Source organism: Pseudomonas sp. DTU12.3 (assembly GCF_004124275.1).
GTDB lineage: Bacteria > Pseudomonadota > Gammaproteobacteria > Pseudomonadales > Pseudomonadaceae > Aquipseudomonas > Aquipseudomonas helmanticensis.
Genome location: NZ_CP027218.1, coordinates 3,009,350 through 3,034,702, shown reverse-complemented (window position 1 = coordinate 3,034,702; position 25,353 = coordinate 3,009,350). Strand labels below are relative to the sequence as shown.

Genomic DNA, 25,353 nt, shown 5'->3' with positions numbered 1-25,353 from the left:
CCATGCACAGTTTCGATTTCAGCCAGCTCAGCCCACGGGAAAAATACAAGATCCTGATCGGCAGCGTCGTGCCCCGGCCGATTGCGCTGGTGACCACCATCGATGGCGAGGGCCGGGTCAATGCCGCGCCGTTCAGTTTCTTCAATGCGCTGTCGGCGGATCCACCGATTCTGGCGCTGGGCGTCGAGAACTACGGCGACCAAAGCCCGAAAGACACCACGCGCAATATCCAGCTCAATCAGGAGTTCACCGTGAATATCGTCAGCGATGCGCTGGTGGAGGCGATGAATGTGTGTGCCGTGCCGTTCGCGCCGGGTTTCGATGAGCTGACCGCAGCAGGGCTGACGGCGATTGCCGGCACCACGGTGAAATGCCCACGCATCGGCGAAGCCCCGGTGGCGCTGGAGTGCCGACGGATGATGGCGCTGAACATCGGTCAGTCGCGCGAGATCATTTTTGGCGAGGTGCTGATGGCGCATGTGCGCGATGAGTTGATCGATCCGAAGACGCTGTACATCGATCAATTGGCGCTGGATGCGATCGGGCGCATGGGCGGCCATGGTTACGCGCGAACCCGCGATTACTTCGATTTGCCGACCCGCTCGTTGCAAGCGTGGACGGACGCACCGGGCGGTGGCGAACGCTTTTGGCCCGCCCCCAAATAAACGGCAACAGCAAAAGATCGCAGCCTGCGGCAGCTCCTACATTTGATCGTTACCACGCAGAGCGTGGGAACGATCATTAGGCTGCGATCTTTTGATTTTTCAGTCAGTGCCGTATTTCGGCGAACGCGGGCCGTACAGCAGGCCCGCCGGATGCCCGGCCGAGAGCAGGCGATTACTCGCCACACCGGCAATCGGATAACCGGCATCGGTGGAACTGTTGATGATCTGCTTCACTGCCGCCGTGATCAGCATGCCAACCAGACCGCCACCACCGTTATTGCCGCCCTCTTCGCTCGACGCCCGCGCCGCGCCGGTCCACAGCGTGGTGCCGGTTTTCAGGTCAACCAGTTTCGCCGTCGCGGTCACTGCGGTTTCGCTGCTGATCACCATGTAACGCGTACCGTATTCAGAAACGGTGATGTACAGCGCCGCGTCCGCACCGAAGATTTCCTTCAGTTTGTTCGGCGGTGCCTGATGAATGTCATCCGGCGTGGTCAGGCCGTTCTGGCGGAAGGTCTCGTCGACCAGCGCAATCGGCAACACGTAGTAACCGGCTTCGGCCAGCGGGAACGTCACTTGCGACAACAGGCTGTACGACGCCTTCACATCCGGCGAAGTGTTCAGCGGTGGCAGCACCAGAATGGTCTTCGGCCGCGCCTGTTTGTACGCCGAATAATCGACAGTTTTCGGCGCGACACAGCCACCGAGTACGGTCAGGGCCAGCGCGCCGGCCAGCAGTTTCAATGCGCGCGAGATCATTGCACGACTCCGGTCTTGGCGTTTTTAAGGAGAAAATCCATGTACGTGCCGGACTCGGGGAATAGCGCTTTCTCGGTGTTGAACTGCTGCACCATCTGATCGTCCTTGCCCATGCTCAGGTACAACAGGCCCAGGTGCGCGTGGTAACCCGGCGGTACGGCTTTGCCGGTGGAACGGATCTTTTGCAGATCACGTTCGAGCGCTTCGACCTGGGCTTCTTTCGGCTCTTCGCCTTTGAAGTATTCGTAGACCTGCGGCTCGTAGCCTTCCCACTGGTACAGGGTTTTCGGGCTGCTGCAACCGGCCAGCAAGGCGCTGGCGGCCAGCGTCAGCACCAACAATGTGCGCGACATAGTCAAATTCATGGGGTGTTGCTCCTTGCAATGGGCGTCGATCAGTTGCCCGGTTTCCAGGCACCGGCGTTCATGCCATCCACCAGACGATTGATTGCCTCACGCATGGCCAGGTCGAGGACTTTGCCGTTGAGGGTCGAGTCGTAGGCAGCGGTGCCGCCGAAGCCGATGATTTCGCGGTTGGACAAGGCGTATTCGCCCGCGCCCTGCGTCGAATAGACCACTTCGGAAGTACTGATGTTGACGATGTTCAGGTTGACCTTGGCGTAGGCGACCTGGGTCTTGCCACGGCCGAGAATGCCGAACAACTGGTGATCGCCGGTCTCTTTGCGGCCGAACTCGGTAACGTCACCGGTGACCACATAATCAGCGCCTTTCAAGCGTTGGGCCTGGCCCTTGATCGCCGCTTCCTGCTGGATTTCACCCATGTTGTCGCGATCCAGCACGCTGAAGCGGTTGGTTTGCTGCAAGTGGGTGATGAGGATAGTCTTGGCCTGACCGCCGAGACGGTCGACGCCATCGGAGAAGATCCCGCGCATGTAGCTGGAGCGGTTGTCGAACTTGCCCACGGCCATTGGCACGCGAACGCCGGTCCAGATCTGCGAAGCGCTTTCGACCTTGGCCACCGGCAATGCGCGGGAGCTTTCAGTGGCGCAACCGGCGAGCGAGCCGGCCAGCGTGCCCAGCACCGCAATCGCCACGCCTGAGACCAACATCCGGGAGATCATTCTCACTGAGTATTCCTTTTTGAAAAACAGGGGTGTCCCGGCACGCCAAAGCGTTGAGGCTCGGGAAAGGGCCGGCATTATGCCAAAGTGCCATCACCGAAGACAGATTTTTTTGACGCCACCTATTTGACTGTTTAATCCAAAAACACAAATCAACTGTGGGAGCGGGCTTGCTCGCGAAAGCGGTGCCTCAGACAAGTATTTTTGAATGACAGACCGCTTTCGCGAGCAAGCCCGCTCCCACAAGGGGCCAGGTGCGCTAATGGAAATCGCGGCTCTGCACGCGGATGCCATTGAGCAACGGGCTGAGATCGCTCAGGCGTCCGGCGATCAGGTGGCGCACTTCGCCTTCGCGTTCCCAGCGGCCGTCGACCTTGAGCAATTGCGAGCCGACCAGCACCTGGCGTTGACGCTCGGCCAGATCGCGCCAGACCACCACGTTGACGTTACCGAACTCGTCTTCGAGGGTGACGAAGGTCACGCCGCTGGCGGTGCCCGGTCGCTGCCGGCCGGTGACGAGGCCGGCAACACTCACCGGCCTGCCATGCTCGACGTCGAGCAACTCCTGCGAACTGCGGCAGCGCCGGGCCTTGAGTTCGCCGCGCAACAACGCCAGCGGATGCGGCCCCAATGTGGTGCCGAGCGTGGCGTAGTCAGTGTGCAGATCCTCGCCGACACTGGGTTTTGGCAGCACCACGTCGGGTTCTTCCTGGCTCGGCAACCCGGCAAACAAGCCAAGCTGTTTCTGCACCCCGGCCACCTCCCAACGCGCCCGATGACGATGCCCGGCCAAACCGCGCAACGCCCCGGAATCCGCCAATAACGCCTGCGCGCGACTGTCGAGCGCCGCCCGCTCGCCGAGATCGGCAACATCGGCAAACGCCCCGCGCGCCCGAGCCGCTTCGATGCGCCGGGCATCGTCTTCGCGAAAGCCCTTGATCATCCGCAGGCCCATGCGGATCGCCGGTTGCGCCGCCGTGGTGGTTTCCAGGCTGCAATCCCAGTCACTGGCGCGCACGTCCACCGGACGGATCTGCAATTGATGCCGGCGCGCATCCTGGAGAATCTGGTCGGGACTGTAGAAACCCATCGGCCAGCTGTTGATCAGCGCACAGGCGAACGCCGCCGGTTCGTGGCACTTGAGCCAGCAACTGGCGTAGGTCAGCAAGGCGAAACTGGCAGCGTGGGATTCGGGAAAACCATAGCTGCCGAAGCCCTTGATCTGCTCGAAAATCTGCGCGGCGAACTCGGGCGTGTAGCCGTTTTTCTTCATGCCGGCAGCGAGGCGTTCCTTGTGCGGCTCCAAGCCGCCATGGCGTTTCCATGCGGCCATCGAGCGGCGCAACTGATCGGCCTCGCCGGGGCTGTAGTCGGCGGCGACGATGGCGATCTGCATGACCTGTTCCTGAAACAGCGGCACGCCGAGGGTGCGTTTGAGCACCACTTCCAGCTCCGGTGACGGGTAGGTTTCCTCTTCTTCCTTGTTCCGCCGGCGCAGGTACGGATGGACCATCCCGCCCTGAATCGGCCCCGGGCGGACGATGGCCACCTCAATCACCAGGTCATAGAACTTCGCCGGTTTCAGGCGCGGCAGCATCGACATCTGCGCCCGCGACTCGATCTGGAACACGCCGATGGTGTCAGCGCGGCTGATCATCTCGTAAGTCGGTTTGTCCTCGGCCGGAATCGTCGCCAGGCTCAAGTCCTGATTACGATGCCGGCGCAGCAGATCGAAGCAACGGCGGATCGCGCTGAGCATGCCGAGGGCGAGGATATCCACCTTGAGCAAGCCGACTGCGTCGAGATCGTCCTTGTCCCACTGGATGATCGTGCGCTCGGCCATCGCCGCGTTCTCGACCGGCACCAGGGTGTCCAGCGGCTGCTCGGAAATCACGAAGCCGCCAGGATGCTGGGACAGGTGCCGGGGAAAGCCGATCAGTTGCCCGGTCAGGCTCAGCACCCGGCGCAACACCGGACTGTCCGGGTCGAAGCCGCCCTCGAGCAGGCGCTCCAGCGGCGGTGTTTCATCGCTCCAGTGGCCGCAGCAATCGGCCAGTGCATTGATCTGATCCGGCGGCAGGCCCAAGGCCTTGGCCACATCGCGTACCGCACCGGCGGCGTGGTAGGTGCTGACCACCGCAGTCAACGCTGCGCGGCCACGACCGTAACGGCGAAACACGTATTGCAGGACTTCTTCGCGGCGTTCGTGCTCGAAGTCGACATCGATGTCCGGTGGCTCGTTACGCTCCTTGGACATGAAACGTTCGAACAGCAGCGTGGTGCGATCCGGGTCGATCTCGGTGATACCCAAGGCAAAACACACCGCCGAGTTGGCCGCCGAGCCACGGCCCTGACAGAGGATGTGTTGCGTACGAGCGAAGCGCACCACGTCGTGTACGGTGAGGAAGTAGCTTTCGTAGCCGAGTTCGGCGATCAGTTGCAGTTCGTCGTCGATCTGCTTGAGCACTTTGGCTTGCGGGCCTTTGGGCCAGCGCCAGGCGATGCCCTCTTCGGTCAGATGGCGCAGCCAGGAACTGGCGCTATGGCCCTCGGGCACCAGCTCCTTGGGATATTGATAACGCAACTCGCCGAGATCGAAGGTGCAGCGTCGGGCCAGATTCACCGAGGCGTCCAGCAAGGCCTGCGGATACAACTCGCGCAACACCTCGACAGTGCGTAAATGCCGCTCGCCATTGGGGTGCAAACGCAACCCCGCCTCGGCCACCGGCAGGTGATGACGGATCGCCGTCATGGTGTCCTGCAAGGCGCGCCGGCCACGGGCGTGCATGTGCACGTCGCCGCTGGCCACGGGTGGTATCTGCAACTCGGCGGCCAGACTCAACAACGCTGCCAGTCGCTGCTGATCGTTCTGTCCGCAATGCAACTGCACTGCCAGCCACAGCTGCTCGCCAAAGGTCTGCTTCAACCAGCGGCCTTCTTCGACCTCATCGACCGCGTCCGGCACCCACAACACCAACAGGCCCGCCAGCGGTTCGTCGAAGTCCTCGCGCAGCACTTGATACTGGCCCTTTTGCGTACGCCGGCGGGCGCGGGTGATCAAGCCGCACAGCGCCTGATAACCCGCCAGGTTCTCGACCAGCAGTACCAGTTTCGGGCCGTTGTCGATGCGGATTTCACTGCCGATGATCAGCGGCAGCTCCACCGATTTCGCCGCTTGCCACGCCCGCACAATCCCCGCCAGCGTGCATTCGTCGGTGATCGCCAGCGCTTGATAGCCGTGCTTTTTCGCCCGCTGAAACAACTCCAGCGCACTGGAGGCACCGCGCTGGAAACTGAAGTTCGACAGGCAGTGCAGCTCGGCATAGCCATCGTTCATGCAAACCAGCCCTGCAGCCACAACGGACCGCCCTCACCCACCGCCCGATAAGCCCAGCCCTGCTGACCGGCGCGGTTCTGGATCAGGTAATAATCGCGGCGCACATCGGCGCCGTCCCACCAGCCCGATTCGATGCGCTCCGGGCCCATGAGAATCCGCGCCGAACCTTGCGGCACGCTTTGCGGTTCATCGAGCAACCAGCCCGGACGCTGCACCTTCGGCAACCCGCTGCAGCGCAGTTTGTCGACGCCGTTCTGCCACGCACACTCGGGCCGGTGATCGGCCTGAAAACGCAGCCCCTGCACCGCGTCATCGCCCAGACGTGCCCGCAGGCGTTCGCGCAATTGCTCCCAGGGCAAGGTCTGCTGCGGACGGTCGTCGAACAGCTCCTGAAACTGCGGGACGAAACTCGGCAGATCCTCGGCGCGCAAGCGAAAGCCACGCACCGGCGCCTCGACCTGCACTTGTTCCAGGCGTCCACGGGCCAGTTCGAAGAGCATCGCCGGATCACGTTCGGCGCTGAGCAGGCCGACCTTGATCACTGTGTCCGGCAGCCCGGCGTGTTCCAGATGCAGATCGAAACGCTGTACGCCGCTGTCACGTCCGCAGAGGAACGCCGACAGGTCACCGGTCAAACGACGTAACGGGAACAGCAGCGCCTGATGCGATTGCACGTCGAAATTCAGCTCGATGCGCACATCGAAACGATCCGGCGGCAAGTAAAACTCCAGCGCCAATGGCCGCGCACCGAACAAGGTGTCGAGGTGTTTGAGCATCTGCGCCTCGAAGCGTCGGGCCAGCGCCTGCCGTGGCATGCTCTGTACCTGACTGAGGTTGCGCAGGCCCATGCGCGACAGCGCCGTGGCCACATTCGGCTCCAGCCCGACACGGTCGACAGGCAACTGGCCGAGGTGATGTTGCAAGGCTTCACCATCGGGCACCACCAGACCGTCATAAGCGTTGGCCAGCACCCGTGCTGCCACTGGATTTGGCGCGGCAACGATGCGGTGGCGAAAGCCCAGATCCGTCAGTTCCTTACGCAGCCGTGCTTCGAACTGCGCCCAGGAACCGAACAGGCCCAGGCTCGATTCAATCTCGAAGACCACGGTACGCGGGTAATGCACGCTGACCTGCGCGCTGAAACCGTAGGCCCAGGCGGCGAGAAACTGCTGCCAGTGCTCGACCTCGGCCGCTTCGTAGTCGGCGGTGATAAAACCTTTGCTCATCGCCTGGGCGGCCGTCATCGACTGGCCGGGACGCAAGCCAAGCTTGCGCGCTGGCGGATTGACCGCTTGCAGCACCCGACGCTGGGCCGGACCGCTGAGCAGGACCAGCGGCTCATCGGGATCGGGGCGCTGACGCAACACGGCGTCGAGGGCCAATTGCGGAAACAGGATACATACCCAGCGCATGGCGACCTCAATGACCCACGGCAAAGGCAATCGGCGCCGTGCGCGCCAACCCGCCACGGCACTTGAGGACGCGCAACTGCGCGGGTTTGGCGTCGATGGCAATGCGCAACGCCGCCGGTGACGGGTTGACCGCTTCGCTCAACGACCGCCAGGCAAATGCCAGGGTCTGGCCGGTTTCCGCCGCCACCTGCAAACGCCGCAACGCGCGGTCATCGGCCTTGTGCGGCCAGCACAGCACCGCGCCACAACTGCCGGAACGCAAACACTGTTCCGCCGCCCACAAGGCATCGCGTTCACTGGCCTGAATCACCGACAACTGACGCAGATCGACCCCGGCGCTTTCCCACGCCTGCGGGTACGGCACGAACGGCGGCGCTATCAGCACAATGCGCTCGCCCGCTGCCGACAACCGCGCCAGCGTCGGCCAGACCAGTTGCAGTTCGCCGACACCGGGGCCGGCCAGGAGGATTTCGCTCAGCGCCGCTTCCGGCCAGCCACCGCTGGGCAGTGCCGCGTCCAGCGCGGCGTGCCCGGTCGGTTGCGGGCTGGCGGCCGGTGGCGCAGGCCGGCCCTTCCAGACCTGGCCGCCATTGAACAGCGTATCCAACGCAACGACGGCGCCCATCAGCCTTGCCTCACCAGACCGCAGAACACCCCTTCGATGGCCAGATCCTGATCGTCGCGCACGACAATCGGCTGGTACGCCGGATTGCGCGGCAACAGCCGCACTTCATCGCCGAGCCGTTCGAAGCGTTTGATGGTGACTTCACCGTCGAGCCGCGCCACGACGATCTGGCCGTTGAGCGCTTCGGGATTGCGCCGCACACCGACCAGATCACCGTCGAGAATGCCGTCCTCGATCATCGAATCGCCCTGCACCCGCAGCATGTAATCGGGTGTACGCGAGAACAGCGCCGGGTCGAGCAGCAAGCGGCTATGCACGTCGGCATCGGCGCCAATCGGCGCACCGGCAGCGACGCGACCAAGCACGGGAATGTCGAGCAGCTCCGGACGCGGCGGTTGACCGAGCAAACGAATGCCCCGGGCCTGATTGGGGTTGACCTCGATAAACCCCGCTTCAGTCAGCGCGAGCACGTGCTTGCGCGCCACGCTGCGCGAGGCAAAACCAAAAGCCTCGCTGATTTCAGCGAGGCTTGGGGGCTGACCGTGTTCGGCGATTCGATCGCGGATGAAGGTCAGGATGGCGGTACGGCGGGGAGTGAGGTTCGTCATGGAGTACATTTGTACTCTTTCGGTTTTTCTCTGACAAGCGCCGTCAGTCAGGATCCCCGTAAATCCATGTAGGAGCTGCCGAAGGCTGCGATCTTTTGATCTTGTTTTTTAAAAAGCCAGATCAAAAGATCGCAGCCTTCGGCAGCTCCTACAGGAAGTGAACGCGATCATCCGTGGAAGGCGGTGAGGCCATCACCCAGGGGAATGGGGTGTCAGCTCAGGCCGCGTTCGGCGAGGAATGCGGCGATGTAATCGATAAAGGCGACGACCTTGGCCGTGGCCCGCCGATGACTCGGGTACACCGCCAGAATGTGCGGGCCAAAGGTGTCCGGGTCGATCTCATAGTCGGCCATGACCCGCACCAGTCGCCCGTCGGCAATGTACGGCGCGGCGCTCCACAGCGGCGTGTGCAGCAGACCGCGCCCGGCCAAAGCACTGGCCAGCAACAAATCGTAATTATCGCTGCGCAACAGCGGCGCGGTGGGTTGCGCCAGACTCAAACGCTGACCTTCACGCTCGGCCCACCAGAATTCGCGACTGAGCAACGGATGCTGATACAGCAGCCATTCATGCTCTTCGAGGGTCTGCGGATTCACCGGCAAGCCCTTGCGCGCCAAGTACTCCGGACTGCCGCACAACGCCAGGCGATTACTGCCCACCACCCGCGCAATCAGCCCCGGCAAATCATCATGCCCCTCGCGCAACGCCAGGTCATAACCACTTTCCAGCAGATTGACGAACGCATCGCACAGGTCCACTTGCAGGCTGATCTGCGGGTATTGCTGCAAAAAGCCGTCACACACCTGATCGAGAAACGCCCGGCCATAGGCCAGCGGCGCGGTGATTTTCAGGCTGCCGCGCAAACCGTGCTGCAACTGCTCGATTTCCTCGCTGGCCTCGTCGAGCCGCTGCAACACCAGCCGCGCGGTTTCCAGGTACACCCGGCCAATTTCCGTGAGCAGAATCCGCCGCGTGCTGCGTTCGAACAGCCGTGCGCCCAGCTCCGATTCCAGGTGATTGACCGCTTTGGTCAGCGCCGACGGGGTCTTGCCCAATTGCTCGGCGGCACGGCTGAAACTGCCGAGCTGCGCCGTGACCACGAACATTTTCAATGCGCCCAACTTGTCCATGCTTTTTCCATTCAGGCAAAAACGTTTTTCGTGAGGGAGGCGTTCTGTCAGCCGCCGCCAGCCACTAATCTCGCCATCAGACGCAATAACAAGGAAATCTTCAATGAAAAGATTCGTCCCGAGTCTGTTGGTAGCTGCTGTAAGTTTTGCCTCGATGGAAGCCATGGCTGCCCCCGACCTGATCCTGCTCAACGGCAAGATTTTCACTGCCGACCACGCTCAACCCAAGGTGCAAGCGCTGGCCGTGGAGAACGGCAAAGTGCTGAAAGTCGGCACCGATGCGCAAATCAAAGCCTTGATCGAACCCGGCACCCAAGTGATCGACCTCAAGGGCAAAGCGTTGATGCCCGGCCTGATCGACAGCCATTCCCATGCGATTTTCGGTGGCCTGGAAATGACTTCGGCGAACATGGAAGACGAAGTCGTCGGCCTCGACGAACTGCAAAAGCGTCTGCGTGACTGGCGTGCGGACGGTAAGGCAAAGCATGGTGATGTGCTGAGTATTGCCGGCATGAGTTCGGCTTACTGGGCGCAAGCCGAGGCGTTGGGCAAAACCTTCAACAGCGGCGAATGGGCCAATGCGCCGGTGGTATTTATCGGCAGCGACCACCACACGGCGTGGGCCAACAACGTCATGCTCAAGCGCGCCGGGATTGAAGCGGCCCTGCTGAAAACCCTGCCCGACGCGGAAAAGGACACCATCGGCAAACTGGCCAGCGGCGAGCCGAACGGCTTTGTGGTCGACGCCGGTTGGGATCGGGTCGCCTCGAAAATGCCGGTGCCAAGCCCCGCCGACATGTTGAACGCGGCCAAATCAGCGGTGCGCTACAACAACAGCCTCGGCATCACCGCGTGGATGGACCCGGCCGCCAACGCTGCCCCGGGCGAAGCGGTGTTCGCGCTCAAGCCCACCGAGAAAACCGTCGGCGTATTGCCGGCCTATAAAGCCTTGTCAGAAAGTGGCGACATGAGCGTGCACGTCGCCGCGCTGCTGGTGGCCAACCCGAAAAGCGTGCCCGCCGACCTCGATACGCTGGACAAGGTGCGCCAGCAATTTCAAGGCATTCCCAACCTGACCCTGCCCGGGATCAAGATCTTCGCCGACGGCGTGATCGAATTCCCGGCGCAGAGCGCGGCGATGATCGACCCGTACAGCAACTCGCACAAACAGGGCGAATTGCTGATCGATCCGCAGCATTTCGGCGAACTGGTCAGCGCCATCGACCAGCGCGGCTGGCTGGTGCATATCCACGCGATCGGCGACCGCGCGGTGCGTGAAGCACTGAACGGCATTGCTCAGGCGCGCAAGGATCGCCAGAGCGGCGTGACTCATTCGATCACTCACTTGCAAATGGTCAACCCGAAAGAGTTCGCCCGTTTCAAACCGCTCAACGTCATCGCCTCGATGCAATTGCTCTGGGCCAGCGCCGACGACTACACCACCGACATGATCAAGCCCTACGTCAGCGCCCTGGCCTTCCGCTATCAGTACCCGGCGCATTCGCTGCTCAAACAGGGCGCGACGATTGCCGGTGCGAGTGACTGGCCGGTGTCGTCGCCGAACCCGTTCAACGCCATGGCGCAGGCGATCACTCGCGTCGGGCCGTTGGGCGTGCTCAATGCCGATGAGCGTCTGGACCGCGACACCATGTTCTATGCCTACACGGTCAATGCGGCGCGGACGATTGGCCTGGAGAAACAGATCGGCTCGCTGACGCCGGGCAAGCAGGCTGACTTTATCGTGCTCGATCGTGACGTGTTCAGCGTCGACAACAAGGCCCTGCATGACACCCAAGTCCTGCAGACCTGGTTCGGCGGTCGTCAGGTCTACACCGCCGAAAAATAACAACACTGATCCCCCCTGTAGGAGCTGCCGAAGGCTGCGATCTTTTGATCTTGTTTTTAAGGATCAAGATCAAAAGATCGCAGCCTTCGGCAGCTCCTACAGGTTTACCTTCTGCCCCCAAAATAATCACAATATCGGGATTTCACATGAAAGCCTTGCCCCTGTTCGCCCTGAGTTTCTTGAGCGCGCTGCCCTTGAGCAGCCAAGCGATCCCTTTGAACGATGACTTTGCGCTGGTGGTGGATCTGAATTTAGCCAGCGATTACCGCACTCGCGGCATCTCGCAAACGCAAAACGACCCAGCCGTACAGGCCGGCCTGACCCTGGCTCATAGCAGCGGTGCGTACCTCGGCGCCTGGAGCTCAAACGTCGATTTCGGCGGCGGTCTGAAAACTCGCCAGGAAGTCGATTACTACGGCGGCTGGCTGTGGCAGGCGACCGAGGATGTCAGCCTTGATCTGGGCTACATCAAGTACGCCTACCCCAAGGAAAGCCAGTTCAACCAGAGCGAGGTCTACGGGATTCTCGGCGTCTACGGGGTGAAGCTGGCGGCGTATTACTCCAGCGATGCGCCGGGGATCGATAGCAAGCAAAGTTCGCTGTACACCTACATCGGTTATGAAACTGAACTGCCGTACGACTCGGGGCTAAAGCTGCGGTACGGCAACATGGATTTCAAGGATGCGCATTTGTACTCGGCGTCCGGCAACGCTGAAGAGTCGTACCGCGAATGGGAGGTCAAAGTCACCCACAACCTCGCCGGCGTGGTATTGGGCCTGAGCTACATCGACACTGACCTCTCACAAAGCCAATGCCTGAGCAACTGGGGCTTCAAGGACGTCTGCACCGCCACCGTCGTCGCCAGCCTAAGCAAATCCTTCTGACCCACCGCCCCCCCTGTAGGAGCTGCCGAAGGCTGCGATCTTTTGATCTTGATCTTTAAAAACAAGATCAAAAGATCGCAGCCTGCGGCAGCTCCTACAGGGTTTTCTTTCGACTTGTTACAGGATGTTTACGGAATTTTTACTATTGTTCTTCTACAGTTACACGCGCAACCGTGTGTGTTTTCTATTTGAGTAGAGGAAAAATGCGAATGGCTTTGGGCAACGGACTGCGTTTACCGTCCATCTCTGCGACCCGACTGGTGTTGCTGTTTTCGCTGGCGCTGGTGGCGTTGTACAACCTGGCGACCTGGAAGGCGCTGGGCACGCTGATCACCTTGCAAGGCGCGCACAAACTGGGGTTTTTCGTCTCGTTCGGGCTGTTCTTGTGGGCGGCGATTACCTTGCTGCTGACCCTGGTGTCATTCCGCTGGACGCTGAAACCGGTGCTCACCGTGGTCGCCCTGCTCTCGGCGTGCGCCGCGTATTTCATGAATGAATACGGCATCACCATCGACACGGTGATGATCCAGAACGTCTTCGAAACCAACCCCGCCGAGGCCACCGCGCTGTTCAACGGCAAGCTGCTGACCTACGTGTTGCTGCTCGGCGTGCTGCCGGCGGTTTTGATCTGGCGTTGGCCGGTGAGTTATCGGCCGTTCTTTCGCGGGTTGCTCAACAAGATCCTGGTGATCGTCGCTTGTGTGCTGGTGATCGCTGCGTCGGTGGGCGCGTTCTATTCGACCTACGCGCCAATCTTTCGCGAAGAAGACAAACTCACCCACTTCATCAACCCGACCAACTACATCTACGCGATCAGCAAATACACCAAACAACGCCTGGGCATCAAAAAGCACTTCGTGGTGCAAGCCATCGGCGAAGACGCGGTGATGAGCGCCAAGGCGGCCAGTCGCGAGAAAAAATCGCTGATGGTCTTTGTGGTCGGTGAAACCGCGCGGGCCGATCATTTTTCGCTGAACGGCTATGCCCGCGAGACCAACCCCGAGCTGAGCAAACTCGACATCCTCAATTTCACTCAGGTGCATTCCTGCGGCACGTCGACGGCGGTCTCGGTGCCGTGCATGTTCTCGATGTTCCCGCGTGAGGATTACAGCGACAAGAAAGGTAAAACCTACGAAGGCCTGCTCGACATCCTCCAGCGCGCCGGCGTGCAGGTGTTGTGGCTGGACAACAACAGCGACTGCAAAGGCACCTGCCTGCGCGTACCGCACCGCGACATCGCGAAGAACCAGCCGGGGCCGTTCTGCGACGGCAACAACTGCCTCGACGAAGCGCTGCTGGCGGACCTGCAAAGCTATATTGACAGCCTCAAAGGCCACGCAATCATCGTCCTGCATGCGGACGGCAGCCACGGCCCCGAGTACTACGAGCGCTACCCGAAAGAGATGGAGCGCTTCAAACCGATCTGCCACACCAACCAGTTGGGCAGCTGCAGCCGCGACGAACTGGTGAACGTCTACGACAACACGATTTTGTACACCGACCACTTTCTGGCCAAGGTCATCGGGTTGCTCAAGCGCAATCAACAGACACTGGATACGTCGATGGTGTACGTCTCCGATCACGGTGAGTCGCTGGGTGAAAACGGCTTGTATCTGCACGCGGCGCCGTACGCGCTGGCGCCGCAAGCGCAGACGCATGTGCCGATGGTGATGTGGTTTGGCGAGGGCACGCTGGCCAGTGAAGGGATTGATCGCGGGTGCCTGCAAGGCAAGACCGCGCATGCGGATCTGAGCCACGACAACCTGTTTCACTCGGTGCTGGGGTTGTTTGAGGTGAAGACCTCGCTGTATCAGCCGGGGCTGGATATTTTCCATGGCTGCCGGCCGTCGATGACAGCGGCGCAATAACCCGACTTGCTGATTGCTGATTGCTGATTGGCGATTGCCAATGATCAATGTAGGAGCTGCCGAAGGCTGCGATCTTTTGATGTTGATTGTTAAAAACAGGATCAAAAGATCGCAGCCTTCGGCAGCTCCTACAGGGATTGTCATAGGTTTGCCAGATAGGGCCACGGGTAGATCCCGCGCTGGTGGCCGTCGCTGAAGATCAATTGCACGCCGTAACCCTGGGGGTTGAGTTCGATCAGGCGCACGCGCTCATCCACCAGCGGCGTCAGGCCTTTCAGGCGAAAGGCGCGACATTGCGAGCATGGGCACTGGCGGCGCAGTTCGGCGTGGTTGAGCTGTTGTTCGCGACCGTCAGGCCAGCTCAACCGCAGGATCTGTTCGCTCTGCGAATTCCCCACCGACAGCGGGTTCATTGCAACTGGCTCAAGGCAATCCGCACGGCTTTGCGCACTTCCGGGTCGCCGTCATCCTGCGCGGCCTGCAATGCCGCCACGGCACCGCGATCATTCAACTCACCCAAGGCCAGCGCGGCTTCCTTGCGCAGGTTGCTGATGCGATGGCCAAGGGTCTCGATCAACGCGTCCAGCGCCGGGGCGAAACGCAGACGGCCGAGACTGCGAGTGGCGCGCAGGCGCACTTGCCAATAGTCGTCGCTCAGCGCTTCGACCAATGCCGGGCCAGCGTCAATGTGGCCGACTTTACCCAAGGTCGTCGCGGCTTCTTCGCGCACTTGCCAGGCGTGGTCCTGCAAGGCCTGGCGCAGGGCTGGCAACACTTCGGCGCTGGAGGCCAATCCCAAAGCACCGGTAGCGGCGCGGCGCACTTCGGTGTCCGGGTCGTCGCTGGCCAATCGTGCCAGGGCGGGCAGTGCATCGAGCTGCTTGAGCCAGCCGAGCACGCCCACCGCTTCACGGCGCACACTGGCATCCGCATCGTTCAACGCAGAGACCGCAGACGGCGCGGCATCGACAAAACGCAGCTCACGCAAAGCGCGAAACGCGGCAATACGCACGCTGACGTCGACGTGAGCGGTCCACGGCAAAATCACCCGCCCCGCCGCTGCCGTTTTCAACAGGCTCAGACTCTGCGCGGCAGCGGATTGCACGGCGGGCGCCGGATCGGTCAGGGCCACGCACAACGCTTGCACGACTTCCTCATCCTCCCAGGCTTCGAGCAATCGCGCAGCTTCAGCGCGGACTTCTTCGGCAGGATCCTCGCCGAGGCGATCGACCAGCCAGAGCAAGCCATCCGGCTCCTCCAGATCCGCCAGATCAATCAGGGCAATACGGCGCACGCCAGCGTCTTCGGCGGTCAGGCGCGGTTGCAGGGCGATGATGTCTTCGTTGTCGGTCACAGCAAAAATAGAGGTCATAGGGCAAATCGCGGCAAAGGGTTTTCGGGAGGCAGGCCGAGCGGATTAAGGCGCGGCAGCGGTCGGTCGTTGTCATGGCGCAGCAGATCGAGGCAGTGACGCTTGAGGCGGGAAAATTCGGCGCTGGTCACCAGTTCGCTGGTGCGCGGTCGGGCGAAGTCCAGGCGCAAGTCTTCGATGATTCGCCCCGGCCTGGCGCTCATCACCAGCAAGCGATCGGCGAGGAACAGCGCCTCGTCGATGTCGTGGGTGACGAACACCACGGTGGTGCGGATGCGCGTCCAGATGTCCAGCAGCAGCTCTTGCATGTTCAACCGGGTCAGCGCATCCAGCGCGCCGAACGGCTCGTCCATCAGCAACAGCCGTGGACGATTGACCAGCACCCGGGCGATTTCCACGCGTTGCTGCATGCCGCCGGACAGTTGATCGGGCCAACGCTCGGCGAAGCCTTCGAGGCCGACCAGTTTGAGAATGTCATCGGCGGCGCGATGCCGTTCAGTCTTGCCGATGCCACGCATTTTCAGGCCGAAGGCAACGTTGTCGCGCACCGTGCGCCACGGAAACAGCGTGTGGTGCTGGAACACCATGCCGCGCTGCGGCGATGGCCCGGACACTTCGCCGCCATCGACTTTGAGGCTGCCGGCATGCGCGTGCAGATGCCCGGCCAAGGCGCCGAGCAAGGTTGATTTGCCGCAACCGGACGGGCCGAGAATGCACACAAACTGGCCTGGTTCGATCTGGCAATCGAGGCCCTGCACCGCTTCGAACGCCTCCGGCCCTGCGCCAAGCACGATGGATAACTGGCGGATATCGATCCGCCCTTCCGGCGTTTGCATCACGCTCATCAGGCTTTTCCTCGCGGTCGATGCCAAGGCGTGAACAACCCGCCCAGGCGTTTGATCAGCAGACTGCTGCCCATGCCCAACACGCCGATCAGAAGCATGCCGACGACGATGTCGGCGTAGTTCTGAATGGTGTAGGACTCCCAGGTGTAATAGCCGATGCCGAACTGGCCGGAGATCATTTCCGCCGTCACCAGGCAGAACCACGAAGTGCCCATGCCAATCGCCAGACCGGTGATGATGCTCGGCGCAGCGCCGGGCAGGATCACTTCCAACAGGATTGCGCGGCGCCCTGCCCCGAGGCTTTTCGCAGAGGCGATCAAACGTGGGTCGACGCCTTCGACGCCGTGCACGGTGTTCAGCAGGATCGGGAACAGCGCGCCGGTGAAGGTGATGAAGACCATCGACAGTTCCGAGGACGGGAACATCAAGATCGCCAGCGGAATCCAGGCGACGGCGGGGATCGGGCGCAGGACTTCCAGCGGTGGCAGCAGCAGGTCTTCGGCCCATTTCGAGCGGCCGATGGCCAGGCCCAATGCGATGCCGATCAGCAGCGCCGCGAGGTAACCGGCGAAGACGCGGCTGAGGCTGGCGGTCAGGTGTTGCAGGAGCTTGCCGGAGTCACCTAGGCCTAACGCCGCTTCGATCACCGCGATGGGTGTCGGCACGTTGGCGAAGGTGACGAGGCCGAGGTTCCAGTGATGGCTGGCGGCGAGTTGCCAGAACAGCAGGCAGAGCAGCAGTGAAGCGGCCCTGGATGTCCAGCGTAGGGTGGGTGTTTTCATGGAGCGGGTTTCCAGTTCTGGATCTGTGTTGTGGCTTGGATTTACCCCCCTCACCCCAGCCCTCTCCCCCCAAGGGGGGCGAGGGGGAAAGGGAGCCGATCTTCGTGCTTTTCAAAACCTGAGCCCGGCTGGATAGAGTCTTTTCAAAACCCGAGTTCAACTCGGTATTTCAAGTCGGCGTACCTCGCCCAAACACCGCGGTCAGTCCCCTCTCCCCCCGGGAGAGGGCTAGGGTGAGGGGCTCTTGATCTTCAACTAGCGGGCGGCAACGGCTTGCGTGGTGGCATCAGAGAAGTCAAAGACCTTGCCGCCCTGTGCCGAGGCATATTGCTGGGCCTGGCCCTTGAGCAGGAAGGCGCTCAGACGGCCCTTGGCATCGCTGGCGAACCACGCCTGTTCGGCGAGCAGCTTGATCCCGCTGTCACTGGCTTGCGTGTACACCGCACGGACGTTTTTGCCTTGCTGTTTCAACGCGGCCAGCGCGGTGAAGGCTGCTTCTGCCGAGGCGTATTGGCGCACCTTGTCCTCACCGCGCACCCAGATCTCGGCGACATGGCTGAAGTCGGTGATCGCTTTACCGGTCGCGGAATCTGTGGCCTTCAGCGGTGTCTGCGCGTAGTTGGCCAATTGCGCGGTGTAATCGAGGTTCGACGCCTTGAAGGCCGCGCGAATGTATTGATCGTCGATGAAGGTGTTCAGATCAAGCCCGCGATCAGCCTTCTTCAGCAGCTTCAAGGTGTCGATGGCGGTGCCGACGGCTTGACGATATTCCGGCTTCCAGCTCAGGTCGCGGGTCTGCACGCCAAGCGGGCCGTGGAACAGGTAATTGACCTCGGCATCGACGCCAGTGACTTTGGCGATCAGCTCGCTGTACTTCTCAGGCTCGGCCGCGAGCAGTTGATTGGCTTCGATGCTGGCGCGCAGATAAGCGACGACAATTTCCGGGTATTTCTTCGCGTATGCCTGATCCACCAGCGCACCGTGGAACGTCGGCGCATTGGCCTGGGCACCGTCATAAATCTTGCGAGCGAAACCACGGCTCGGGAACAGTTCGGCGAACGGCACGAAATCGGCGTGAGCGTCGATCTTGCCGGCCTGCAACGCGGAGCCGGCGACTTCTGGCGGCTGAGCGATGATGTTCACGTCTTTCAGCGGATCCCAGCCCTGCGCCGCCACGGCACGCAACAACATGCCGTGGGCGGTGGAAGCGAACGGCACGGAAATCGTCTTGCCCTTGAGTTCGCTCAGCGACTGCACACCCGACGCGCTCGGCACGACAATGCCGTTGCCGCTGCCCTTGATACTGCCCGACAGCACGCTGATGAACAGGCTGTGCTTGCCGGCGGTTTCAAACGCGACGCCGTTGAACGCACCGGGAAAATCGGCCATGGCGCCGAAGTCGAGTTTGCCGGCAACCATTTCGTTGGTCAGTGGCGCGCCGCTGGTGAAGTTTTTCCACTGCACGTCGTATTGGGCGTCTTTGTAGGCGCCGTCGTGGGGCAAGTATTTGTCGAGCAGGCCGAGTTCACGAATCAACAACCCGCCGGCGGCGCAGTTGATGGTGGTGTCCTGGGTGCCGATGGCGATGCGGATGGTTTCGGCCGAGGCCGACAAGGTGAACGAAGCCAATACCAGACCGGCGATTGCTGCACGCAACATGGTTGTTTCCCCTCGAATCATTTATTTGAGTTCGTCTCCGCCGCGATCAGGGCGCGGTGGGAAACGAGGGGTGTTTTTCAATTCAGCGTCCGGTGTTTCCGGATGGCTTTGGCTTGCGACAAATCCCAAATGTGGGAGATCCCTTGTGGGAGGGGGCTTGCTCCCGAAAGCGGTGTTCCAGTCAATAGAGATGCCAGCAATTCCGGCCTCTTCGGGAGCAAGCCCCCTCCCACATTTCGATCGGGTTTCAACGCAGGAGATAAGGGATGTCCACCTTGACGGCACCCGTCGGGCAATCCTTCTCGCACGGCATGCAGTACCAGCATTCGTCAAAAGCCATGTAGGCCTTCTGCGTCGCCGGATTGATCGCCAGCAAGTCCATCGGGCAAACGTCGACGCACACGGTGCAGCCCTTTTCAGCGATGCATTTGTCCTCGTCCACGGTGACGGGAGCGTTGGAGCGGAAGAAGATTTCCTGAGCTTGATAGGCCATGGTGCGGACTCTCTTTTTAGTAGTGCATCAAGCAGCGCAAGCGCCCACCCGCAAGCGGTCGTAAGCCTGCATTTCCTCGGCATCGAGCGGGATGATGTAAGGCTCGACAGCTTTCTTGAAACTCGTCATCTGGCCGTCATCACCCTTCTTCAGATGGCAATGGCAAAACCACTCGCTGTCGTTGCGTTGCGGGTGATCGACGCGATAGTGGTACAGGCCCCAGCGGCTTTCGGCGCGGAACAACGAGGCGCGGGCGGCCATTTCGGCGCAGTCGCGGATCACGCTGGTTTCCATCGCGCGCATCAGTTCGTGGGCATTGTTGGCCTTCATCTGCTCGAGATCACGTTCGATGTCGCTGAAGCGTTGCAGGCCAATCTGCATTTTCTTGGTCACTTTCGGCGGTTGCAGGTAATCGTTGACGAAGCGTCGCAGCTTGTACTCGACCTGCGCCGGCGGCAGTCCGTGTTCGCGATCCAGCGGCGCGTAGACCCGGGCCTTTTCCTTCTCGATCTGCTCGGCATCCAGTGCAGAAAACTCCCGTCCGGCGACAAAATCGGCAGCGTTGTGCCCGGCAAACCAGCCGTAAGTAAACGCGCCGAGCATGTAGTTGTGCGGCACGGCGGCCATGTCGCCCGCCGAGTACAAGCCTTTCACCGAGGTTTCCGCGCGCTCGTTGACCCACACGCCGGACGCCGAGTGGCCGCTGCAAAAGCCGATTTCGGAGATGTGCATTTCGACCATTTGCGTGCGGTAGTCGGTGCCACGATTGGCGTGGAACTGGCCACGGCTCGGGCGTTCGTTGCTGTGCAGGATTTCCTCGATGTTCTGGATGGTTTCTTCGGCCAGGTGATCGAGTTTGAGGAACACCGGGCCGTTGCCACTCTCCAGTTCCTGGTGAAACTCCCACATCATCTGCCCGCTCCAGTAGTCGCATTCGATGAAGCGTTCGCCCTTGTTGTTGGCGGTATAGCCACCCAGCGGGCCGGTGACGTAAGCGCAGGCCGGGCCGTTGTAATCCTTGATCAGCGGGTTGATCTGGAAGCACTCGAGGTTCGCCAGTTCGGCGCCGGCGTGATAGGCCATCGCGTAGCCGTCGCCGGCGTTGGTCGGGTTTTCGTAGGTGCCCATCAGGTAGCCCGACGACGGCAGACCCAGGCGACCGGCAGCACCGCAGGCGAGAATCACCGCTTTGGCCTTGATCACGTGGAAATCAGCGGTGCGGCAATCGAAACCCATCACGCCATTGACGGTGCCCTCCTCGTCGGTCAGCAACCGCGTGCAGACGAGGCGATTGGTGATGCTCACTCGTGCGCGTTTCAACTGCCGGTAGAGGACTTTTTTGATGTCGTGCCCTTCCGGCATCGGCAGTACGTAGGCGCCCATGTGATGGACTTTTTTCACCGCGTAATCGCCGGTTTCGTCCTTCTCGAACTTCACGCCCCAGCGGTCGAGCTGCTCGATGGTTTCAAAGCTGTGCGTTGCGTAGGCGTAAACGGCGGCCTGATTGACGATGCCGTCGTTGGCGATGGTGATTTCCTTGGTGTACTGCTCCGGCGTCGAGTGACCGGGGATGATCGCGTTGTTCAGGCCGTCCATGCCCATGCTGATCGCGCCGCTGCGTTTGACGTTGGCCTTGTCGACCAGCAACACGCGCAAGTCGCGGTTCTTTTCCTTGGCCTTGATCGCGGCCATCGGACCTGCGGTGCCACCGCCGATGACGACGATGTCGTATTCCTGTTCGAGAACGTTGCGGGTCATGCCTGCTCCCCTTTTTGCCGGTCGATCCGCAGGCGGTACTGGAACGCATCGCCACGGTAGTAAAGGTGTTCGAAATCCAGCGGCTGGCCCTGTGCGTCGTGGGTCAGGCGCTCGATGCGCATGATCGGCGAGCCGGCTTCGACGTTCAGCGCCTGGGTCAGATCGCTGTCGGCGAGCACCGCATCGATGGCCAGATCGGCGTGGCCGAGGGCGATGCCACAGTCGTTTTCGAGGATCAGGAAGATGTCGCGGGTGACCAGGTCAGCCTTCTCCAGACGCTCGCCGACGGCTTTGGGCAGGTAGGTGATTTCCAGCGAGATCGGCTCGCGATTGATCAACCGCACGCGTTTGATCTGCGTGACGGTTTCGCCTTCGGCAACTTGCAAACGCTCGGCGACACGCTTGTCGGCCGGGATGAATTTGAAGCTGCGCAGGCGGTTGATCACCTCGTAGCCACGGCCGGTCATGGACTCGGCGAGGCCTTGCAGGCTGCTGACGTTTTGAAAGGTTTTCGGCTTGGCGACGAAGGTGCCTTTGCCGTGGATCTTGAAGATCAGCCCTTCTTTTTGCAGATCGCCGAGCGCTTGGCGCACGGTGATGCGGCTGACTTTGAACAGCGCACCGAGTTCGCTTTCGGACGGCATCTGGCTGTCTTGCGGGTATTCGCCGTCGAGGATTCGAGCACGGAGGACATCGCGCAACTGGGTGTGCAGAGGAACGCTGCTGAGAGAAAGAACGTTATCGGTCATCACGGGATCACTTGTTATAACGAGTTATGACGTGATCTTAGAGTTGTTATGACAAGGTTGAGAAATACCGAATGGGCATAACCTTAGATTGGTGTTGGAGATCAAAAGATCGCAGCCTTCGGCAGCTCCTACATGAGACCGCAATCCCCTGTAGGAGCTGCCGAAGGCTGCGATCTTTTGATCTTAACGCTTGAGAATCTGATCCATGACCCAATCGGTTTTCAGGGCCTGTTCGGCAACGGCGGGATGTTGTGAATCACCACGAATATGCGCATTCATGCCCAGCACGTGATGCCACTGAATGTGTTCGTGATGAGGGATTTCCAGGCTGATGATTTCATCGGCATGCAATTGCACGGGATGCTCATCAAACACCGAAAAACTGATCCGCCCAAGACTGCCGATGATCTCGACCCGATCCTCGCGCCGATCCGCGACAAAGCTCCAGCAACCCATGCCCAGTGCCCCGGAGGCAAATCGCCAACTGGCGCTGACGGCATCTTCGGCGGCATACAACCCGGCCTGACGCGCGGTGAATCCGGCCACTTCGACAATGTCGCCGAGCAGGTACTGGAACAGGTCAAAGCCATGACTGGCCAGATCGGCGAAGTACCCGCCGCCAGCCACTGCCGGGTCAGTGCGCCAGTTGTCGCGGCCATCGACATCCGTCGCTGACGGTGCTTTGGTCAACGTCCAGCTCAGATGCCGAACCTCACCGATGCGCCCCTCCTCCAACCATTGCCGCACCTGCGCAAAACGCGGCAACGAACGGCGATAGTAGGACACGAACAGGTGCAAACCGGCCTCGGCAAACGCCTGCTGCATCTCGCGACTTTGCCCGGCATTCAGCGCCATGGGTTTTTCCACGCAGCAATGTTTGCCGGCGGCAGCGACTTTCAGGCTGTAGGCGTGGTGGCTGTCGGGTGGCGTGGCGATGTACACCGCGTCGACCTCGGGATCATTGATCAGTGCATCGACGTCGGTGTAGACGCGGTCGATGCCATGACGCAAAGCGTAATCGCTGACCGCTTCAAGCCGTCGGCCCATCACCGCCACCAGCGCCGAACCGGGCGCCTTGTAGAAGGCCGGCCCGCTCTTGCGCTCGGCGACGCTGCCACAACCGATCATGCCCCAGCGCACCACGTCCATGTCTGTTCCTTTAGCCGATGCGCAAGGCGCGCAGGTCGAGGTGGCCGTTCTTCAGCGGCGGGCACCAGTAGTAGCCGCCAGTGATCGGTCGGCTGATGCGATACAAACTGTCGGTAATGCCGTCTTCCAGACCGCTCATGCGCCGCAATTGCGCTTCGAAAGCATCCAGCGAAAAACCGAAGGCGAGAAACATCAGCCCGGCGCGATCGCCTTCGATCCACGGCATCGAGCGGCGCACGACGAACGCTTCCGGCGCGAAGCTTTCCTGCGCGGTGCGTTTGACGTGGGCGGAGACTGGGGCGTCGTCGATCTCTTCGTTGTCGCTGAGGCGCCGGCCCATGATGTTGTCTTTGTCATCGGCGGAAAGTTTGTGGAAACCCTTGAGGTCATGCTGCCATTGCTGGATCGCGGCGAAACTGCCGCCGACCATGCCGTCGGTGCCTGCACTTTGCAGGGCGGCAGCGATGGCGGCTTCGTCGTGCGGGTTTTCCGTGCCGTCTTCGTAACCGGTGAGGTCGTGGCCGTCCTTGTGGCGGAAGGCTTCCTGCATTTCGACCAGGCGCAGGGCCGGCGCCAGTGCGGCTTCGATAGCATTGCAGCGATTGAGCAATTCACCACGGTCGACGCCGTGCAGCCAGACCCACAGCGCGTGTTGGGTCGACGGGTTTTCGACGCCGACGCCGGTCAGCGCCGGGAAGCCGCGCAGGCCGTCGATCTGTACGTCGAGGGCCTTGGCCAGGGATTCGCCAAAACCGACCACCGCCGACTTGCCGTCCACCTGATTCATCAGGTTGTCGATCGCCTGCGGCAGTGCTTCTACCGACTCGAGGGCGAAAAACAGGTGACGTGCTTGTGCAGGAACGGGGGTGGCGAGAATGCCCGGCTGGTAGTAACTCATGTGAACTCCTTGAAAAAGTGCGCGGAGTTTACCTGTGGCCGGAGGTTTTGTGTGGGTTTGGATGGAAGTCAAAAGCCCCTCACCCTAGCCCTCTCCCGGGGGGAGAGGGGACTGAGTGGGGGATGCTGTGGAGATACGCCGACTTGAACGTGCATCAGTGAATCCATAATTTCAGATCAGTGCATGACTCAAGACACAGCGGTCGGCCCTCACGCTCTCAAGTCCATAATCGACACAATCTTTCAGGTCGATGTAACCCGTAACACACCTCGGCCGGCCTCAATCTCTCAAGTCCATAATCGACACACGCTTTCAGGTCGATGTAACTCGCAAGACACCTCGGTCGGCTCCCTCTCCCTCTGGGAGAGGGCTGGGGTGAGGGTTGGCGTCATTACGCCAGGCGCTGGGGCTCAACCCCGTCCAGCGCTTGAACGCCCGACGAAAACTGCGCACATCGCTGTAGCCGACTTCTTCAGTAATCCGCTCGATCGGCATATCAGGATTGGCCAGCAGACTCAGCGTCCGCGCTTGGCGCACCTGTTCCAGCAGCGCCTCGAACGTCAGCGCATGCTCGGTCAAGCGCCGACGCAACGTGCGGCTGCTCATGTTCAAGTCGCCGGCAATCTTTTCGATGTGGCTGCCGCTGCTCAGATCCCGTGCGATCGCCCGCTCCACCGCTTGAATCAGATCGAGCTTCTGGTGCACCTGCGCAGCTTCCAGCTCTAGCAACGCAACCGCCTGACGCAGCGCCAAAGCATGGTGATTGGGCAGGTTGACGTCCAGCCACTGCACGTCGATCAGCATGCGATTGTGCAGGCAACCGAAGCGCACGTCGGGACCGAGCAATCGCTGATATTCACTGAGATAGCCCGGCGCGGCATGCATGAATTCCACGGCGATCGGCTTGAAATCTGCGCCCGCCAACGCCCGGCCATACACCAGCAGGCTGGCGAAAAACTCCTCGACCGCAAACACCTGCACATCGGCAAACGGCAAGCGACATTCGGCATCGAGATGCAGTTGCTCGCCGACCACATCGACGCTGGACACCACAATCCCGCCGGAGGTGTGTTGATGGCGGATGCCCAAGGCAAACGCGTCGCGCAGGGTTTTGCACAAAGACAGCACGTGCCCGAGCAAACCGAGTGTGCCAAGCACATTCTGCGCGCCCACCCACAGGCCGAGGCCCTGATTGGGCAGTGCCTTGAGCGCCCGTTGAATCATCGCCACCGCTTGGCGATAGGAAATCCGCTGCGTCGGATCCTGCAAGTCGTCCAAGGTAAAACCCAGGCCACGGCACAGACTTTCAGGGTCGATACCCTTGTTCTGCGCGACTTCAGCGAGGGTTTGCAGGAGGAACGGCGACACCAGCGCCAATTCGAAGGTCGGGTCTTGGACTTTTACGTTCATTTGGGCTGACTTTCCGGATCACG

The 25,353-nt window shown here is 61.2% G+C and carries 23 protein-coding genes; 4 read left to right on the top strand and 19 right to left on the bottom strand.

The genetic code is table 11. The features are described from left to right. Positions 1-2: 2 nt before the first annotated feature. Positions 3-665: a flavin reductase family protein gene (locus C2E19_RS13920; RefSeq protein ID WP_129393152.1), complete on the top strand. Its 663-nt coding sequence runs from the start codon at positions 3-5 to the stop codon at positions 663-665. A 99-nt stretch (positions 666-764) separates the two neighbouring features. Here C2E19_RS13920 and C2E19_RS13915 read toward each other — a convergent pair whose 3' ends face one another. The 8 genes from C2E19_RS13915 to C2E19_RS13880 form a co-directional block, all read right to left on the bottom strand. After that, complete coding sequence (locus C2E19_RS13915; protein WP_129393149.1) at positions 765-1,424, bottom strand: DUF799 domain-containing protein; 660 nt, start codon at positions 1,422-1,424, stop codon at positions 765-767. Beyond that, positions 1,421-1,777 carry a DUF4810 domain-containing protein gene (locus C2E19_RS13910; protein ID WP_164979471.1) on the bottom strand — a complete coding sequence of 119 codons (357 nt, stop codon included), beginning with the start codon at positions 1,775-1,777 and terminating at the stop codon, positions 1,421-1,423. Before C2E19_RS13910 ends, C2E19_RS13915 begins: the two co-directional genes overlap by 4 nt. Positions 1,778-1,818: 41 nt before the next feature. After that, positions 1,819-2,505 (bottom strand): CsgG/HfaB family protein, encoded by a 687-nt coding sequence (locus tag C2E19_RS13905; protein WP_164979470.1) that lies wholly within the window; start codon positions 2,503-2,505, stop codon positions 1,819-1,821. 259 nt (positions 2,506-2,764) lie between these two features. Then, a complete protein-coding gene (locus tag C2E19_RS13900; protein ID WP_129393140.1) occupies positions 2,765-5,842 on the bottom strand; it encodes an error-prone DNA polymerase in 3,078 nt (1,025 codons plus the stop codon). Further along, positions 5,839-7,254, bottom strand: a complete 1,416-nt coding sequence (locus C2E19_RS13895; RefSeq protein WP_129393137.1) for a DNA polymerase Y family protein — start codon at positions 7,252-7,254, stop codon at positions 5,839-5,841. Before C2E19_RS13895 ends, C2E19_RS13900 begins: the two co-directional genes overlap by 4 nt. A 7-nt stretch (positions 7,255-7,261) precedes the next feature. Beyond that, the gene (gene imuA / locus C2E19_RS13890) at positions 7,262-7,879 is read right to left on the bottom strand and encodes a translesion DNA synthesis-associated protein ImuA (protein WP_129393134.1); all 618 of its coding nucleotides are present in this window, start codon (positions 7,877-7,879) and stop codon (positions 7,262-7,264) included. Then, a complete protein-coding gene (gene lexA, locus C2E19_RS13885) occupies positions 7,879-8,496 on the bottom strand; it encodes a transcriptional repressor LexA (protein WP_008085871.1) in 618 nt (205 codons plus the stop codon). The genes imuA and lexA overlap by 1 nt, the downstream gene beginning before the upstream one ends. 203 nt (positions 8,497-8,699) lie before the next feature. Next, positions 8,700-9,617, bottom strand: coding sequence for a LysR family transcriptional regulator (locus C2E19_RS13880; protein ID WP_129393131.1), 918 nt, complete (start codon positions 9,615-9,617; stop codon positions 8,700-8,702). A 103-nt stretch (positions 9,618-9,720) separates the two neighbouring features. Here C2E19_RS13880 and C2E19_RS13875 point away from each other — a divergent pair, with 103 nt between their 5' ends. From C2E19_RS13875 to C2E19_RS13855, 3 genes are all read left to right on the top strand, one after another. Then, entirely contained in the window at positions 9,721-11,463 is a 1,743-nt protein-coding gene (locus tag C2E19_RS13875) for an amidohydrolase (protein WP_129393128.1), read from the top strand. 146 nt (positions 11,464-11,609) lie between these two features. Then, positions 11,610-12,347, top strand: coding sequence for a TorF family putative porin (locus C2E19_RS13865; RefSeq protein ID WP_129393124.1), 738 nt, complete (start codon positions 11,610-11,612; stop codon positions 12,345-12,347). Between the two features lie 209 nt (positions 12,348-12,556). Next, the gene (locus tag C2E19_RS13855) at positions 12,557-14,215 is read left to right on the top strand and encodes a phosphoethanolamine transferase (RefSeq protein ID WP_129393121.1); all 1,659 of its coding nucleotides are present in this window, start codon (positions 12,557-12,559) and stop codon (positions 14,213-14,215) included. A gap of 140 nt (positions 14,216-14,355) precedes the next feature. Here the strand turns inward: C2E19_RS13855 and C2E19_RS13845 are convergent, their stop codons facing one another. The 11 genes from C2E19_RS13845 to C2E19_RS13795 form a co-directional block, all read right to left on the bottom strand. Beyond that, the gene (locus C2E19_RS13845; protein ID WP_129393118.1) at positions 14,356-14,628 is read right to left on the bottom strand and encodes a DUF971 domain-containing protein; all 273 of its coding nucleotides are present in this window, start codon (positions 14,626-14,628) and stop codon (positions 14,356-14,358) included. Further along, on the bottom strand, positions 14,625-15,587 hold the full coding sequence (locus C2E19_RS13840; RefSeq protein WP_129393115.1) for a HEAT repeat domain-containing protein: 963 nt from the start codon (positions 15,585-15,587) through the stop codon (positions 14,625-14,627). The genes C2E19_RS13845 and C2E19_RS13840 overlap by 4 nt, the downstream gene beginning before the upstream one ends. Next, positions 15,584-16,432 (bottom strand): ABC transporter ATP-binding protein, encoded by an 849-nt coding sequence (locus C2E19_RS13835; protein WP_129393112.1) that lies wholly within the window; start codon positions 16,430-16,432, stop codon positions 15,584-15,586. The genes C2E19_RS13840 and C2E19_RS13835 overlap by 4 nt, the downstream gene beginning before the upstream one ends. Beyond that, a complete protein-coding gene (locus tag C2E19_RS13830; RefSeq protein WP_129393110.1) occupies positions 16,432-17,214 on the bottom strand; it encodes an ABC transporter permease in 783 nt (260 codons plus the stop codon). The genes C2E19_RS13835 and C2E19_RS13830 overlap by 1 nt, the downstream gene beginning before the upstream one ends. 255 nt (positions 17,215-17,469) lie before the next feature. Further along, complete coding sequence (locus tag C2E19_RS13825) at positions 17,470-18,873, bottom strand: ABC transporter substrate-binding protein (protein WP_129393107.1); 1,404 nt, start codon at positions 18,871-18,873, stop codon at positions 17,470-17,472. 247 nt (positions 18,874-19,120) lie between these two features. Beyond that, positions 19,121-19,366 (bottom strand): ferredoxin family protein, encoded by a 246-nt coding sequence (locus C2E19_RS13820; protein WP_003225615.1) that lies wholly within the window; start codon positions 19,364-19,366, stop codon positions 19,121-19,123. 27 nt (positions 19,367-19,393) lie between these two features. Continuing rightward, positions 19,394-21,124, bottom strand: coding sequence for a fumarate reductase/succinate dehydrogenase flavoprotein subunit (locus C2E19_RS13815; protein WP_129393104.1), 1,731 nt, complete (start codon positions 21,122-21,124; stop codon positions 19,394-19,396). Continuing rightward, positions 21,121-21,873 (bottom strand): GntR family transcriptional regulator, encoded by a 753-nt coding sequence (locus C2E19_RS13810; protein ID WP_129393101.1) that lies wholly within the window; start codon positions 21,871-21,873, stop codon positions 21,121-21,123. The genes C2E19_RS13815 and C2E19_RS13810 overlap by 4 nt, the downstream gene beginning before the upstream one ends. 183 nt (positions 21,874-22,056) lie before the next feature. Further along, entirely contained in the window at positions 22,057-23,022 is a 966-nt protein-coding gene (locus tag C2E19_RS13805) for a Gfo/Idh/MocA family protein (RefSeq protein ID WP_129393098.1), read from the bottom strand. 10 nt (positions 23,023-23,032) lie between these two features. Continuing rightward, positions 23,033-23,920: a Dyp-type peroxidase gene (locus C2E19_RS13800; protein WP_129393095.1), complete on the bottom strand. Its 888-nt coding sequence runs from the start codon at positions 23,918-23,920 to the stop codon at positions 23,033-23,035. A 312-nt stretch (positions 23,921-24,232) separates the two neighbouring features. Further along, positions 24,233-25,330: an AraC family transcriptional regulator gene (locus C2E19_RS13795; RefSeq protein ID WP_129393092.1), complete on the bottom strand. Its 1,098-nt coding sequence runs from the start codon at positions 25,328-25,330 to the stop codon at positions 24,233-24,235. Between the last annotated feature and the right edge of the window lie 23 nt (positions 25,331-25,353).